Origin of the sequence: Legionella sp. MW5194, from assembly GCF_016864235.1 — a bacterium.
GTDB lineage: Bacteria > Pseudomonadota > Gammaproteobacteria > Legionellales > Legionellaceae > Legionella_C.
Window position 1 is genome coordinate 1,523,024 of record NZ_CP045732.1, and the last position, 14,824, is coordinate 1,537,847.

Here is a 14,824-nt window from a genome sequence, read left to right on the forward strand (position 1 = left end):
GTGGGCCGTGTCGGGCCAGGAGGCCCGACCGGGTTATCATTGAACGGCTGCTGGTGTGGCATTGGACTTAATGTTGGTTTTTACACCCTTTTTATCCGGGATTATGGGTGCAAGCATGCCACCGGGCGCGATTTGTTTAAGTTTGATTTGACCGGCACCAGGATTTAGCGTTGAATTGGCGTCTTTGCAGCGCTGGGTATCACACTTCATTTTGCAGTGACTGTTCACGCAGCCATAGCAGCCCCAATCAGGCCAGCAACAGGCCCAGTTGCCGCTTTCCGACCCATGCCACTGCCCGCCGGATAATTCACAGACTCCTTTTAAATCCTCAACGCCGCCGTTGTTTTGTTTGGCTAAGCTATGCAAAGGCAGGCAGAGAGCGACTAATACGCTTGCAATGAGGGGTAAGCGTTTCATAATATCCTCCTTGATCGAGTGAATTGAGCAAAACCAATCCATTTGCTTCGCCTAAAGCATAGTAGTTGCATTAAAAATGATCAAAGGGGTGCGGAACAGGTGTTCTGCTCCGGCTTGGCATTAAATATCAGGCTTTCTGGTGATGGCCGGAGTCAGAGCCGGGTTTGACGTTGCCTGAGGCGGTGTATACATTGGGAGCAGCAGTCATGGATTGACCAGTGAGCGCGCCAATCATTTCCTGGCGGGTAATGATGTTGGTGGTGATAACCTGACCATTGATGGTATTGTACTCACGGCAGAGGGTTAATTTGTCAGCCAGTGTTTTATTCAGTGACTCAATCGTACTGGCCTCGTTCTGACTGAGTTGTTTAAGGTAAATCCCAAGTGCCGTTTTATAATCGGACGCATTGGCCTGGGCTCCGATCACCTGGATACGTTGCCTTGCGCTTTCTTCCAATTGAGCGCAAAGCGCTTGTTTTTGGTTTGATATTTCTTCAAGTTCGTCAAATTTTCGATTGACCAGGATGTCTTTTTCACGGAGTAACAGCGAAATTAAAGCATCGAGATGGGTTATTTCCTGTTCCAGTAAAGCAGATAAATCCATTTGCACCTTTGTCATAATAATCCTTAAGCCAGTTGAATATCATCAAACATTTTCTTCGCTATTTTACTGCTCGATATCTCATAGCGTCCAGAATGGAGTAATTCCTTCAGGTATTCAACACGGGCGTTATCCACATCCGGTTCTTTGAGGATTATGTCTTTCAGGGTTGCCAATTGCTGAGAGGCATCACTTAAGTTGACAGAACTTGCTTCTGTGGAGACAGATTCACCCTCTTTCTGATTTTGCAGGCGCTGTACGCGGGATTCAGTATCCACGCGCTTGAAGTTACCTGTCTCGTTGATTGAATTGACCATAGCATTTCTCTCGATTACGCTCTCCATTCTTATCGGCTCCTCATGCGAAATCTTTAGTTATTTTCGGTTAAATTTTAACCTTTTTTACATCTTACCCTGACAAAACACTGCATCGCAAGCCTGCTACAGGCTGACTTGAACCACGCTTTTGCCGCTGACCCGCCCCTCGACGGTTTTTTTGGACGTTAAGTTTTTGACCCGGATGACGTCATTCAAAGACCCGTCATTTAAGGCAACGCCCACCATGGTGATTTTAAAGGATTCACTGACTGCCTGAATACTGACCTGTTCTCCCTTATGAATCAGAATCTGGTTTCCCAGCGCGCGGGGTTGTATCGGACTGCCCTGATAAATGGTGTAGGTGGCGACTTGGCCTGTCACCTCGGTTAAATCAGAGAAATACCCTTGTTTTAATTGAGAAATATCCATCGGCACCAATTGCACATCGCCCTCGCCAATGACTGTCCCGCGAATCAGATTGCGCCTGGCAACAAGAACGGGCTTCTCAATGCTGATGCGGGCAGGAATATAAAGCGTCCAATGGTTGTCAATTTCTTGACAGCGGATGCCCATGGTGGTGGATCCTGTTAAAGCGGATTTATAGGGATTAAACACCTCAAGTTTGTCATCGGCGCAACGTTTTAATTGCAGCCTTGGGTCGATTGATTCGGTACTGACCTTGACGGTGCCTTCGTATTGCACGGTTAATTGGCTAAGCAGATAGCTTTCAATGTGCTGTTTAAGCACCTCATGGGATTGATTCTCCTGGGCGGCTGCCCACGGGGCGCTGAGGAAAAACACTAACACGGCTAAAATCCGTTTCACTCTCGGTACTCCTGCTCAACTGACTGGCTTAGCTATGCAAAAGCCAGACCAGGTTTATTAATTATTTAGGAACAAGGACTTAAAAATGATTATTTGTCGAGGCAAAGGCGCTTCTTTATGGCATTCATGATGGGGCGGCATCCGTAGGTTACCTACTGCGGGTCAGGGAGGTGCGGCACAGCATGGTTTTAATCAGGGATGTTTTTCTTTGCGCAGACGCATGGGATGGGCCTCTTTATACTTAAACCCGCATCGCTTATGATACTCGTGGACTTACTAAAGTGATTAATGATGCGTTTTCTCTTAAAGCTCTTATTATTAGTATCGACTCCTCTCTGGGCTGCCAGTCATCACCCTCAGGATTTTCTGAATGAAGTGAAAGGACGACCGGATGAAGGCCGGCAGATTGCCGATCATTATTGTGCCAATTGCCATGCGGTAAAAGCTGTGATTGAACTGGGTGCGCCTAAAATCGGAGAGGCCAAGGACTGGGAGCCGCGCCTTAAAGCCGGACTTGAGCTTTTATTTCAACGCGCCGATACAGGGGTAAATGCGATGCCTGCACGCGGCGGTTGTTTTGAATGCAGTGATAAGCAATTAAAGCTGGCCATTCTCGCCCTTCTTCCGGAAGACACCCTAAAAGATCAAAAATTGATCAAAAAGTTTCTTGAAAAAACAAACAGTTAAAAAAATTTAAAAAAAGATCTAAACTTATTCATCGTCCTCCCGATAAAACAAAAAAAGAGGGAGGATATAACAATGAAAAAGCTACTGGTTGTGGGCCCGATGTGTGTCCTGGTTGCTGGTTGCGGATCCATGGACAGGTCAACCGTGGTTGTGGATGATGCGGGTTATACTCATCATACACTGTCCATGGCTGCAGACAGGAAAGGGATTGCCCATTTCCCCGAAACGCGTCCAGCCACGGGTAAAAAGGTGTTCATTTTTGACCCCAAAGCAACTGCCTGGGCAGCCTATGATGCGCAAGGCAATCGCATTAAAACCGGAAGCGCTTCTGGCGGTAAGGACTTCTGTGAAGACGTCGGCCGGGGTTGCCGCACTGTAACCGGTACGTTCCGCGTTTACTCTAAAAAAGGACCTGAATGCACGTCCAGCATTTACCCCATCGAAACTGGCGGCGGTGCAAAAATGCCCTATTGCATGCACTTCCATGGCGGATACTCCATCCATGCCGCATACGAAGTACCCAATTACAACGCCAGTCATGGGTGTGTGCGGGTTCTTCCCAGTGCAGCGAAATGGTTAAACGAAAACTTCATCGACATTGGAACGACGGTGATCGTGAAACCATACTAAAACCGGTGGCGTGACCTGCCTAAGTGCAGGTTACTGCCTAGAGGTATTTTTTAAGAAGCTGGTTGATTTGTTCGGGATTCGCCTGCCCTTTGGTCTCTTTCATGATCTGCCCGACAAAGAATCCCAGCAGTTTTTCTTTACCGGCGCGATAATCAGCCGCTTGCTGGGGGTATTGTTCAACGGTGCGCTTAACCAGAGCCTCGAGCAGGGGATCGTTTTGCACGGGTTGGTATCCTTCCCTGGCAATAATGGCGTCTACCGTGCCTTGCCCCTGCCAGAGGTGATTAAAAATCGCTTTAAGGACGTTAGCGGAAAACGTTTTCTTACTGGCATAGTCAAGGAGGGGCGCCAGCTGTGATGCGGATATCCTGGGATTTTCAAAGGACTCATTCACCTCATTCAAGGCCGCCGCATAAGTGCCTTTCAGCCAATTGACGATGATTTTTTCATCCGCCTGGCTGAGTTCCCGCACTGCTTCAAAATAATGGTAGGTGGCGGGTGCAGCCAGCAGGAATTGGATATCATCCGCATTGAGGTGACCAAGTCCCTGGAGATGGGCTTTGATTGCCGCAGGCAAGGGCGGCAAGGTTTTTTTTATTTCTGCTAATTGTTCGTCATGGATGGCAATGGGCAGCAAATCAGGATCAGGGAAATAACGGTAATCATTCTCGTTTTCCTTGCTGCGTAAAACCTGGGTGGTTTCGGTATTGGGATCAAACAAACGTGTTTCCTGAATCACTGCCTGTCCGCATTCCAGTAAATCCTGATGTCTGGCCTGCTCATAGGCAATGGCCTTCTCAATAAAACGAAACGAATTCAAGTTTTTCAATTCGGTGCGGGTACCCAGTTTTGGTGACCCGTGTGGTTTTAGCGACAGGTTGACATCACACCGGAACGACCCTTCCTGCATGTTGCCGTCACAAATACCAAGGAAGCGTACCAGTTGATGAAGGGTTTTTAAGTAATTAACCGCCTCTTCGGCTGAGTAGAGGCAGGGGGCTGTGACAATTTCCAGCAGGGGGGTGCCGGCGCGATTTAAATCAATGCCGGTAAAATCGGCCTGTGCATCATGAATGGATTTTCCCGCGTCTTCTTCAAGATGAGCCCTGACAATGGTGACAGTCTTCATCGGCGCATCGCCCATGTCCACCTGAAGTGTACCCTGACTGACAATGGGGGATTGAAACTGACTGATTTGATAGCCTTTAGGCAAATCGGGGTAAAAGTAGTTCTTGCGCTCAAAATAAGACAAGGGATTAATCGTCGCGCCAATCGCAAGCCCAAACTGAATGGCCATGATGACGGCTTGCTGATTAAGAACAGGTAAAACACCCGGCAACCCGGCATCAATGAAGGACGACTGAGTATTGGGCTTGCCGCCAAAAGCATTGGCTGAACCTGAAAACAGCTTGGCCTGTGTTTTTAACTGAACATGCACTTCAAGGCCGATGACAGTATCCCATGCCATAGTTAACCCCTTAATTGAGCACTGGCCAAATGCCAGTGAGTCAGTTGTTGATACTGATGGGCGACATTTAAGAGTCTTGCTTCAGCAAAATGTTTGCCGATGATCTGCATGCCCACGGGTAGACCTTCGCTAAAGCCGGCCGGAATGGAAACGGCGGGCAACCCGGCGAGATTGACCGCAACGGTAAAGACATCCGCTAAATAATTCTGCACGGGATCGCTCACTTTTGCGCCGAGTTTAAAAGCAGTGGTGGGTGTGGTCGGGCCGATAATAACATCGACCGTGTCTAAGGCACTCAGCAATTCATTTTTAATCAGTCGCCGAATCTTTAACGCTTGCAGGTAATAATCGTCAAAATAACCTGAAGACAGAACATAGGTGCCAGTAAGGATGCGGCGTTTGACCTCGGTGCCAAATCCTTCAGTGCGCGAAGCAGTGATAAGCTCTTTTAATGTACTGCTTTTTTGACTGCGGTAGCCAAAACGAATGCCGTCGTAGCGCGACAAATTGGACGACGCTTCGGCACAGGCAATGACATAATAGCAGGGGACCCAAAGCGGCTGGTGGGTTAAATCCATTTCAATGACCTCTGCACCTTGATCGCACAGAACCTTAACGGCGGTATGGATGGTTTCCCGGATACTTAAATCCACTTTTTCATTGAAAAAACAGCGGGGCAGACCGATACGCAATCCTTTGATGGAATCATTCAGGTTGGCTGAGTAGTCCGGGAGTGCCTGTTGAACGGAGGTGGAGTCCTTTGCGTCAAAACCGGCCATGGCTTGTAGGATTAGCGCCAGATCATCGGCACTCTGCGCCATGGGGCCGCCCTGATCAAGGCTTGATGCATAGGCGATCATGCCGTAACGCGAGACAAGGCCATAGGTGGGTTTTAAGCCGGAAATCCCACAGAAGGCAGCCGGCTGACGAATGGACCCGCCGGTGTCTGAGCCTGTCGCCAGAGGGATAAGGCCTGCTGCCACCGCGGCGGCGGAGCCACCAGACGAGCCGCCAGGTACCCGAGTTAAATCCCAGGGGTTTTTTACGGCGCCAAAATAACTGTTTTCATTGGCAGAGCCCATGGCAAACTCATCCATATTGGTTTTGCCGATTAGCACAGTACCCTGTTGCTGTAAGCGGCTAACCACCGTGGCGTCATAAGGCGAACGGTAGTCTGCAAGCATTTTCGAACCGCAGGTGGTGGGTAAATGGCGTGTGCAGAAAATGTCTTTATGGGCAATGGGAATGCCGGTTAAGAGTCCAAAATGCCCGGCTTTAAGGGCTTCATCCGCCAAAGCAGCCTGCTGCAGGGCATGGGCTTCATCCACCGTAATGAATGCATTCAGTGCTGTGTGATTATCAATTAACTTTAAGTAATGCCTGACCAGTTCCACACTGGAAAGCTGACGTTGCTGCAAGGCTAAAACCGTCTCACGCAAAGAGGGCATGTTATTTTCCTGAATCGATGACTTTAGGGACCAGATAGAATCCTTCTTCAAACAAAGGGGCCAGTTGTTCAAGTTCTTCCACGCAGTTACTTTCAGTGATTTCATCGTCACGCAGGCGTTGGTGAAGTTCGTAAGGATGGAAGAGGGGGGCTACCTGTCGAGTATCCACTTGCCGTAACTCGGCCACAAAATCAATGATGCCATTGACTTCAAGAACGAGGGAAAGGCTGTCATCACAATCGCTGTCCAGAGAGGCTAACTCAGCAATTGCCTGTAATTCTGCCGAGGAAATGGTCATCAAAACTCCAAAAAAAAGCGACTTCGCTGCGGACTGTATAGTGAACAGAAAATTCGCCCGGGATGCAAGGATTTATTCGCTGATTGCATTATCCAATATTTCTTTCTTGCCGGGAAAAGGTAGAATGACTTTATCCCTCACCAATTGGATTGTTATGTTGCAGCAGATAAAAACCCAGGGCGGCGTTTACATCGAGTACGAACAGCAGAGTTTAGCCTATGATCATGCCATTGAGCCTTTAATTGAAAAGCTGGATTCGCAACGTGGCGCCCTGTTCGCCTCCAGTTTTGAATACCCTGGACGTTACTCCTGCTGGGACATTGGTTTTTTTAATCCACCGCTCGCCATTGTCTGCAAGCAAGCGCATGTCTATCTCCAGGCGTTAAACATGCGTGGCGAAGTGCTGTTAACGATTGTCGCCCAGGTTCTTAAGGAATGTGAGTCGATTGACATCCTGAAGCAGACAGAAAAAGCACTCCAACTGCAGATTAAACCAAGTGATCGTGTATTCAGTGAGGAAGAACGCAGCCTGCAACCCTCTATTTTTACTGTCCTGCGGGTGCTGCTGAGTTTTTTCAAAACACCGGATGACCCCTATCTCGGGTTGTATGGGGCTTTTGGTTATGATTTGATTTTCCAGTTTGAATCACTGGCGCAGACAAAGGCGCGGGAGGAGGACCAACGGGAAATGGTGCTTTACCTGCCCGATGAAATCGTTGTGGTTAATCATCGCAAGGAAGAGGCTTTTGTGCGTCGCTACGACTTTCAATACCAAGGGAAATCCACGCTGTCATTGCCGCGGGATGGGGTATTCAAACCCTACGAAGCCACGCATAAACCCGAGAAACCAGGTGATCATGAACCCGGTGAGTATGCCCGAATTGTTGATGTCGCCAAATCACGGTTTGCCTGTGGCGATCTGTTTGAGGTTGTACCCAGCCAGATTTTTTATGCGCATTGCCCGGAGCAGCCTTCGACCATTTTCAGACGCATGCGCAAGGCGAACCCGTCCCCTTATGGTTTCCTGATCAATTTGGGTGATGAAGAATATTTAGTGGGCGCTTCGCCGGAAATGTATGTGCGGGTTCAGGGTCAAAAAGTGGAAACCTGTCCCATATCCGGTACGATCAAACGCGGCGCCGATGCCATTGAGGATGCAAAAAACATCCAGACGTTACTTGACTCTGAAAAAGAAGCGTCTGAATTGACGATGTGTACCGATGTCGATCGCAATGACAAATCCCGTATTTGCGAGGCAGGCAGCGTGCAAGTGGTGGGCCGCCGCCAGATTGAAATGTATTCCCGGTTGATTCATACCGTGGATCATGTTCAGGGGGTGTTGCGTAAGGAATTTGACGCGGTCGATGCTTTTTTGACGCACATGTGGGTGGTGACGGTGACCGGCGCGCCGAAACTTTGGGCGATGAATTTCATTGAAACCCATGAAAAATCGCCCAGACGATGGTACGCAGGCGCAGTGGGCTGGTTTGGTTTTGATGGCAATTTAAATACCGGTCTTGTATTAAGAACCACACGGATTAAACAGGGCATTGCTGAAATTCGCGTCGGCGCCACCCTGCTGTATGATTCCGTGCCGCAGGCGGAAGAAGAGGAAACACGGCTTAAGGCCTCTGCTTTTCTCGATGTGGTTCAAAATAAAGTCAAGAGCGACGTGCAGCACCGTAGTGAATACCCTGGACTTGGGCGGCGCGTGTTGTTGGTGGACCATCAGGATTCCTTTGTTCACACCTTGGCCAATTACCTTCGTCAGTCGGGCGCGGAAGTCATTACTGTTCGATCAAACCTGGTCATTGATTACCTGCAGGCTTCCGAATTTGATTTGGTGGTGCTCTCGCCTGGACCCGGTAAGCCTTCGGATTTTAAAGTGGCACAGACCATTGAATCTGTTTTGGCACGCGGCATTCCTTTGTTTGGCGTTTGTCTGGGGTTGCAGGGGATGGTAGAGTATTTTGGCGGGGAACTGAACGTTCTCGATTATCCCATGCATGGCAAGGCATCCGAAATCATTGTCAAAGAAGAGGGGGGATTGTTTGCTGGACTGGCGCCGTCTTTTACGGCGGGTCGTTATCATTCTCTCTATGCCCGTCAGGAATCGATGCCCAAATCACTGAAGGTCACGGCAGTGAGTCAGGAGGGTATTGTCATGGCAATTTCTCACCGAAATTTGCCGGTACATGCCGTGCAATTTCATCCGGAAACCATTTTATCCATGCACAATCAGGCCGGGCAGCGCATTATCAACAATCTAATGGAGATGATTGGCAGCGATGAAGAGTAAAGTCCTCAAAATCTATGCTGTGGCCATACTACTGGGCGTTTTAACAGGGATCGTCGGATCCTGTTTTCAGATAGCGATTGCTTATTTAAGCCGTGGGTTGCGTGCGGCCATTGCCTGGTCTGAGCAGGCAGGAATTCCGGGTGCCCTGGCGTCAATGCTGTTTTCCATGCTGCTTGTTTACCTGGCCTGGCTGATGGTGAAAAAAATAGCCCCTGAAGCCTCTGGCAGCGGCGTGCAGGAAATTGAAGGGGCTTTGCTTCATGAGCGCCCCATTTTCTGGGAACGGTTACTGCCGGTAAAATTCATAGCCGGGGTAATGTCAATCAGTGCCAGCATGGTGGTTGGCCGCGAAGGCCCTACCATTCAAATGGGCGGTAATCTGGGTGAGATGTTGGGGCAGTGGCTGCGTATTCCAAGACGCCGTCGGGATACCCTCATTGCCGCGGGTGCGGCTTCCGGTTTGGCCACTGCTTTCAACGCCCCCCTGGCCGGGGTGCTGTTTGTCATTGAGGAAATGCGTAACCAGTTTAATTTCACATTCACCAATTTTAAAATGGTCGCTATTGCCTGCGTCATGGCGACCATTGTCAGCCACTGGCTTGTGGGAGCAGGGCCTGCAATTGCCATGAGTGTGTTTGAGTTGCCCAGTTTAAAATCGTTGTGGCTTTTTTTTGTTTTTGGTCTTTTAGCCGGCTTGGCGGGGCTAGTTTTTAACCTGGTGTTGATGAAAAGTTTGAGCCTAAAGGATCAATTGTCCGACGTTGCCCAGGGGTGTTACGCCTTAATTCTCGGGGCGGTCGTTGGCCTTCTAGCCTATTGGTATTCGCCCATCGTTGGCGGCGGTTATGAAATTATTCATCAATCCTTAACCCTGTCGCCATCCGCTCATGTCTTGCTGCTGCTCATTGGGTTGCGTTTTATCATGACCATGTTGTGTTACAGCAGCAGTGTGCCGGGCGGAATCTTTGCGCCCATGCTGGCTTTAGGCACGCTGTTTGGTCTTGCCTCTTATTACCTGTTGATTTTAATTATGCCAGACACCACCATTCACCCCGGCATGTTTGCTGTGGCGGGCATGGGCGCTTTGTTTTCCGCCGCCGTCCGCTCTCCCCTGACAGGCATCGTGCTGGTGGTGGAAATGACTCAAAATTACCTGCTAATTCTACCGATGATGGTGACCTGCCTGACTTCCACTACTGTGGTGCAGCTTGCAAAAAATCCACCCATCTATGCGCAGTTATTACGGCGGACTCTGGCCAAAGAACGCCTGTCGGCGTAACACGGCTAAATTTCATTCGCAAAATGAAAAGCGTTCGTTATATACTTTTGCTCAGAACCGGCAACCCAGTGGATTGATGAACTATTTCCATAATAAAAAACTGGCCTTTTTTTTCATTATCCCGCAGTTGATTGTTACCCTGTTATTTTTTATTTGGCCTGCTTTAAGCGCCATCCTGCAATCGTTGTTTTTTAGCGATGCCTTTGGTTTGCACCGGCAATTTGCGCGCTTTAGGAATTTCAGTGATTTATGGGCGGATCCGGGGTATGGGAAAGCAGTACTGGTGACATTGTTGCTGGCGTTTTTTATTACCCTGACGACCATGGCCTCCGGTTTATTGCTGGCAACGCTGGTGAATGGACGGCGTCGCAGTCAGGCGATTTATAAAACTTTAATCCTCTGGCCTTATGCGGTTGCGCCGGCTGTGGCGGCGATTCTCTGGCGTTTTCTCTGCCAGCCAACCATCGGCTGGCTGGCCAGCTTATTTCGTAGCATCGGCTTTGATTTTAATTACCTCATCCATAGCCAACAGGCGCTGGCTGTGGTTATCCTGACTGCGAGCTGGCAACAGTTAAGCTACAACTTTTTATTCTTTTTTGCGGCCTTAAAGGCGATTCCGCCATCGCTCATCGATGCGGCCATCATGGATGGCGCTTCGACCTGGCAGCGTTTCTGGCAGGTTATTTTCCCCTTATTATCGCCAACGACTTTTTTCCTGCTGATCATGAACCTGATTTATTCTTTTTTCGACACGTTTGGCATCATTGATGTCATGACCAGCGGCGGTCCGAATAATGGCACCACCACGCTGATTTACAAAGTGTATAAGGATGGTTTCGTGGGGATGGATCCCGGCAGCTCTTCGTCGCAATCCGTCATCCTCATGCTCCTGGTGGTTGCCTTAACCCTGCTGCAATTTCGTTATCTCGAAAAGAAGGTGCATTACGAATGACCCTATCGCGCCTGGTTTCCCATGGGTTCCTTTGCCTTTTCATTGCCGGCTTGTTTATGCCGCTTTACCTGGCGCTGGTGGCCGCTAGTCATGATGGCAGCGCGATGATGCATGCGCCCTTGCCCTTGTTGCCTGGCGGGGCGTTATGGGACAACATCAAAACCGTATTGACGGAGGGGATTGCGGCGACAGGAGGACAGCCGGTCTGGCACATGCTGCTTAATAGTTTAGTGATGGCAATCCTCATTGCCGTGGGCAAAATAACCCTGGCTCTGTTTTCAGCTTTTACTCTGGTTTATTTCGCCTTACCCGGAAAAAAACTGATGTTTGCCCTCATTTTCTCAACCATGATGCTGCCGGTTGAAGTCCGCATTGTGCCGACATTCCAGGTGATTGCATCATTCTCCTGGTTGAATACTTACGCGGGTTTAACGTTGCCGTTGATGGCTTCCGCAACGGCGACTTTTTTATTCCGCCAATTTTTTAAAACCATTCCGGGCGAACTGGTGGATGCGGCCAAACTGGATGGGGCGGGGCCCTGGCGTTTCTTTAGAGATATTTTACTCCCGCTCTCCCTGACACAAATTGCGGCCTTGTTTATTATTTTATTTGTCTATGGGTGGAATCAATACCTGTGGCCGCTGGTGATTACCAGCGACAGCAACAAGGCGACGATTGTCATGGGCATCCGGTCTTTGGCCGGCGTTGCTGATCAAATCCCGCAGTGGCATTATATTATGTCTGTCGCCCTGGTTGCGATGTTGCCGCCCTGTTTGGTGGTCGTGCTTATGCAACGATGGTTTGAGAAGGGGTTAATTCATTAATGGCTACAGTGGAACTGGTGAATATCAGCAAATACCATGGTCAACACCGAATTCTTGAGCAAATCAGCTTAAGCATTGAGCAGGGTGAATTTGTGGCGGTGGTAGGACCTTCTGGATGCGGTAAATCCACGTTACTGCGGTTAGTGGCGGGGCTTGATACGGTCACCTCCGGGAAAATTCTCATCGATAATCAATGCGTCAATGAAATTCCTCCTGCCAAACGCAACATGGCTATGGTTTTTCAAAGTTATGCCCTGTACCCGCACATGACCGTGTTTGATAACATGGCCTATGGCTTAAAAATGCGCGGCGTCCTCAAGCATGCGATTGATTCGCGTGTAAAAGAGGTGGCGGCCATGTTGCAGCTTTCCGATTACTTAAAGCGACTGCCGCGGGAACTATCCGGCGGCCAAAAGCAGCGTGTCGCCATGGGACGGGCCATTGTTCGTTCGCCGTCTGTTTTTTTGTTTGATGAACCGCTGTCGAATCTTGATGCCAAATTGCGTACGGAAATGCGTCATGAGATTAAAAAACTGCATCAGCAATTACAAACGACCTGCTTGTACGTGACTCATGATCAAACCGAGGCGATGACCATGGCGTCGAGAATACTGGTGTTAAATCAAGGCCGTATTGAACAGATTGGCGCACCGCAGACACTGTATCAACAACCGGCCTCGCTCTTCGTTGCCGGGTTTACTGGACATTACCCAATTAACTTTTTATCAGGTACTATTGATTTGTCATCCAGACAATTCATCAGCGCGACAGGCGTTTCGTTTTCCTTGCCTGAGCACCTGACTCCGGCGCAATGCGACGAAGAAGTCATCCTTGGAGTGAGGCCTGAAAACCTGGAAATGACAGTGGTTGACACGCCGGGAGCCATTCCTGTTCATATCGATTTTGTCGATAACATGGGCAGCGATAAACTGGTGCATACCCGAAGCCATTGCGGTCGTGCCCATTTTGCGGTGCGAACACGGGCTGATACCGAGATCTGTGAGGGGCGTACGGCGATAAGGCTGAATCTGAAACAGGCGCATTGGTTTGATAAAAACACAGGCAAGAGGCTGGGAGGGTGGAATGACTAAAAACACGAAAGCACTGAGGGATGTCGATGCCCCTTTTTACAGTTACTGGCAAGCGCTTTATCTGTCTTTTTTCAGCCGCCGCTTGTACGTCGATGTCGGTAAGCGCTGGAAAGGTTATGGGATACTTTATCTTCTATTATTGATGTTCATTGTGACCCTTCCGTTCGCGTTGCGGGTAACCCTTGATTTTAATCGTTTTTTTGATTATCAGATTCTTGAACCCATGCAGAAACTGCCGAAGTTTTATGTGCAAAACGGCAAAGTGTCTCTCGATAAGCCCATGCCTTACCTGATTAAAAACAGCAGGGGCGATGTGGTGTCCATTATTGATACGACAGGAACAATCACGCGCATCGATGATCGTTACCCGCACTTGTCCGTCCTGGTAACAGCCAATCAAATCATTTACCGCCTGCCTACGCCGCAATTCTTTTTTGCCTCGGCAAACCGGAAACAGGAAAGCCCGATTTATATTCAGGAACTGAGCAAAAGCATGAATGAAGTATTCAGCGGCGAAGAATTGAGCAAATCGTCAGGCATCGAAAAGCTGAAACTGTTGTCGGATGCCACCATTTATCCAACGATTGTACTGATGTTTACCGTCATTTACCTGGCTTTTTTCCTGGTGTTTGCGCTGATGGGTCAATTTGTCGCTAAACTGTTTATGAAATTTGCCATCACCTACAAACAATCCTGCCGACTACTCATTGTGGCTTCGACCCCACAAATCACAGTCCTGGTGATTTTCCTGACCATAAACCGGGTATTTTATGGTTTTGGTTTCTTTTTAATTGTCTTGTTTGCCGCGTACTTCAATTTTGCCGTCCTGTCGTTGAAACGTGAAAGCCAGAAGCTGGTGGTTTCGTGAAAGAACCTATTCACTTCGCCCATGGCAATGGCTTTCCTTCGCTTTGTTACAGTCAATTATTTAACGCGTTAAGTGACGATTTCGACTGCTTCTACATTGACAAAGTCGGGCACAATCCCGGGTACCCGGTGACTGAAAACTGGCCATTTCTGGTCGAGGAAGTGTTAGACAGCATCAAACAACAAATCAATCAGCCGGTGATTGCGGTAGGGCATTCGCTTGGCGGCGTACTCAGCCTGTTGGCGGCTATACGGGAGCCTTCGCTTTTCAAGGCGGTGGTTATGCTTGATTCACCTCTGCTGGGACGCCTTAAGTCAAGCATGCTGCGTCTCGCCAAAGTGCTCGGGTTTATCGATCACATTACCCCGGCATTCAGAACCCGGGGCCGCAGGCGCAAATGGCCGACACAGGAACAGCTCTTGGCTTATCTTAAGGACAGGCCCCTGTTCAGAACATTCAGCAAGGCTTGTCTTCAGGATTACATTGATTATGGTCTTTACCGTGATGAAGAGGGCTATCATTTGGTATTTGACAGCCATATCGAATACCAGATTTATCGAACCATTCCTCATCATCTCCATCAGTATGCCGGTCAATTAACAGTACCCACTGCGCTCATTTATGGCGCACAGAGTAATGTGGTGGATCGATTTGACGTTCGCTACATGAAAACGCATTACCATATTGACTGTTTTAAAATGAGGGGAACCCATATGTTACCGATGGAAAGACCAAAATTAACCGCCAGGCAGGTTATTCAGGCGCTGGATGTTATACTTAAAAAATGACGTGTAAAATATAAAATGTGGATTAAGGCTAT

General features: G+C 48.9%; 16 protein-coding genes. 9 read left to right on the plus strand and 7 right to left on the minus strand.

Going from position 1 to position 14,824, the window contains the following annotated elements:
- Nucleotides 1-36: 36 nt before the first annotated feature.
- The 4 genes from GH742_RS07135 to flgA all read right to left on the minus strand — a co-directional run bounded on the left by GH742_RS07135 (nucleotide 37) and on the right by flgA (nucleotide 2,160).
- Entirely contained in the window at nucleotides 37-417 is a 381-nt protein-coding gene (locus GH742_RS07135; RefSeq protein ID WP_203456730.1) for an acetyltransferase, read from the minus strand.
- 127 nt (nucleotides 418-544) lie between these two features.
- Nucleotides 545-1,036, minus strand: a complete 492-nt coding sequence (locus GH742_RS07140) for a flagella synthesis protein FlgN (protein WP_203456731.1) — start codon at nucleotides 1,034-1,036, stop codon at nucleotides 545-547.
- Between the two features lie 8 nt (nucleotides 1,037-1,044).
- On the minus strand, nucleotides 1,045-1,362 hold the full coding sequence (gene flgM, locus GH742_RS07145) for a flagellar biosynthesis anti-sigma factor FlgM (RefSeq protein ID WP_203456732.1): 318 nt from the start codon (nucleotides 1,360-1,362) through the stop codon (nucleotides 1,045-1,047).
- Nucleotides 1,363-1,458: 96 nt separating this feature from the next.
- Nucleotides 1,459-2,160, minus strand: a complete 702-nt coding sequence (gene flgA / locus GH742_RS07150; RefSeq protein ID WP_203456733.1) for a flagellar basal body P-ring formation chaperone FlgA — start codon at nucleotides 2,158-2,160, stop codon at nucleotides 1,459-1,461.
- A gap of 288 nt (nucleotides 2,161-2,448) precedes the next feature.
- Between flgA and GH742_RS07155 the strand changes: the two genes are divergently transcribed.
- Nucleotides 2,449-2,847, plus strand: a complete 399-nt coding sequence (locus GH742_RS07155; RefSeq protein WP_239005305.1) for a cytochrome c5 family protein — start codon at nucleotides 2,449-2,451, stop codon at nucleotides 2,845-2,847.
- Between the two features lie 72 nt (nucleotides 2,848-2,919).
- Nucleotides 2,920-3,477, plus strand: coding sequence for a L,D-transpeptidase (locus GH742_RS07160; protein ID WP_203456734.1), 558 nt, complete (start codon nucleotides 2,920-2,922; stop codon nucleotides 3,475-3,477).
- Nucleotides 3,478-3,514: 37 nt separating this feature from the next.
- Here GH742_RS07160 and gatB read toward each other — a convergent pair whose 3' ends face one another.
- From gatB to gatC, 3 genes are read right to left on the minus strand one after another with little or no spacing between them, the layout of a single operon-like run.
- Nucleotides 3,515-4,945, minus strand: coding sequence for an Asp-tRNA(Asn)/Glu-tRNA(Gln) amidotransferase subunit GatB (gene gatB / locus GH742_RS07165; protein ID WP_203456735.1), 1,431 nt, complete (start codon nucleotides 4,943-4,945; stop codon nucleotides 3,515-3,517).
- A 2-nt stretch (nucleotides 4,946-4,947) separates the two neighbouring features.
- Nucleotides 4,948-6,393 carry an Asp-tRNA(Asn)/Glu-tRNA(Gln) amidotransferase subunit GatA gene (gatA, locus tag GH742_RS07170; protein WP_203456736.1) on the minus strand — a complete coding sequence of 482 codons (1,446 nt, stop codon included), beginning with the start codon at nucleotides 6,391-6,393 and terminating at the stop codon, nucleotides 4,948-4,950.
- 1 nt (nucleotide 6,394) lies between these two features.
- Entirely contained in the window at nucleotides 6,395-6,691 is a 297-nt protein-coding gene (gene gatC, locus GH742_RS07175) for an Asp-tRNA(Asn)/Glu-tRNA(Gln) amidotransferase subunit GatC (protein WP_203456737.1), read from the minus strand.
- A gap of 154 nt (nucleotides 6,692-6,845) precedes the next feature.
- Here gatC and GH742_RS07180 point away from each other — a divergent pair, with 154 nt between their 5' ends.
- The 7 genes from GH742_RS07180 (at nucleotide 6,846) to GH742_RS07210 (ending at nucleotide 14,792) form a co-directional block, all read left to right on the plus strand.
- Complete coding sequence (locus GH742_RS07180) at nucleotides 6,846-8,990, plus strand: anthranilate synthase component I (protein WP_203456738.1); 2,145 nt, start codon at nucleotides 6,846-6,848, stop codon at nucleotides 8,988-8,990.
- Nucleotides 8,980-10,269, plus strand: coding sequence for a H(+)/Cl(-) exchange transporter ClcA (gene clcA / locus GH742_RS07185; RefSeq protein ID WP_203456739.1), 1,290 nt, complete (start codon nucleotides 8,980-8,982; stop codon nucleotides 10,267-10,269). The genes GH742_RS07180 and clcA overlap by 11 nt, the downstream gene beginning before the upstream one ends.
- 73 nt (nucleotides 10,270-10,342) lie before the next feature.
- Nucleotides 10,343-11,221, plus strand: coding sequence for an ABC transporter permease subunit (locus GH742_RS07190; RefSeq protein WP_370569548.1), 879 nt, complete (start codon nucleotides 10,343-10,345; stop codon nucleotides 11,219-11,221).
- The gene (gene ugpE / locus GH742_RS07195) at nucleotides 11,218-12,045 is read left to right on the plus strand and encodes a sn-glycerol-3-phosphate ABC transporter permease UgpE (RefSeq protein WP_203456741.1); all 828 of its coding nucleotides are present in this window, start codon (nucleotides 11,218-11,220) and stop codon (nucleotides 12,043-12,045) included. Before GH742_RS07190 ends, ugpE begins: the two co-directional genes overlap by 4 nt.
- Nucleotides 12,045-13,136: an ABC transporter ATP-binding protein gene (locus GH742_RS07200; RefSeq protein ID WP_203456742.1), complete on the plus strand. Its 1,092-nt coding sequence runs from the start codon at nucleotides 12,045-12,047 to the stop codon at nucleotides 13,134-13,136. The genes ugpE and GH742_RS07200 overlap by 1 nt, the downstream gene beginning before the upstream one ends.
- A complete protein-coding gene (locus GH742_RS07205; protein ID WP_203456743.1) occupies nucleotides 13,129-14,004 on the plus strand; it encodes a DUF1189 family protein in 876 nt (291 codons plus the stop codon). Before GH742_RS07200 ends, GH742_RS07205 begins: the two co-directional genes overlap by 8 nt.
- On the plus strand, nucleotides 14,001-14,792 hold the full coding sequence (locus GH742_RS07210; RefSeq protein WP_203456744.1) for an alpha/beta fold hydrolase: 792 nt from the start codon (nucleotides 14,001-14,003) through the stop codon (nucleotides 14,790-14,792). Before GH742_RS07205 ends, GH742_RS07210 begins: the two co-directional genes overlap by 4 nt.
- Nucleotides 14,793-14,824 lie beyond the last annotated feature (32 nt).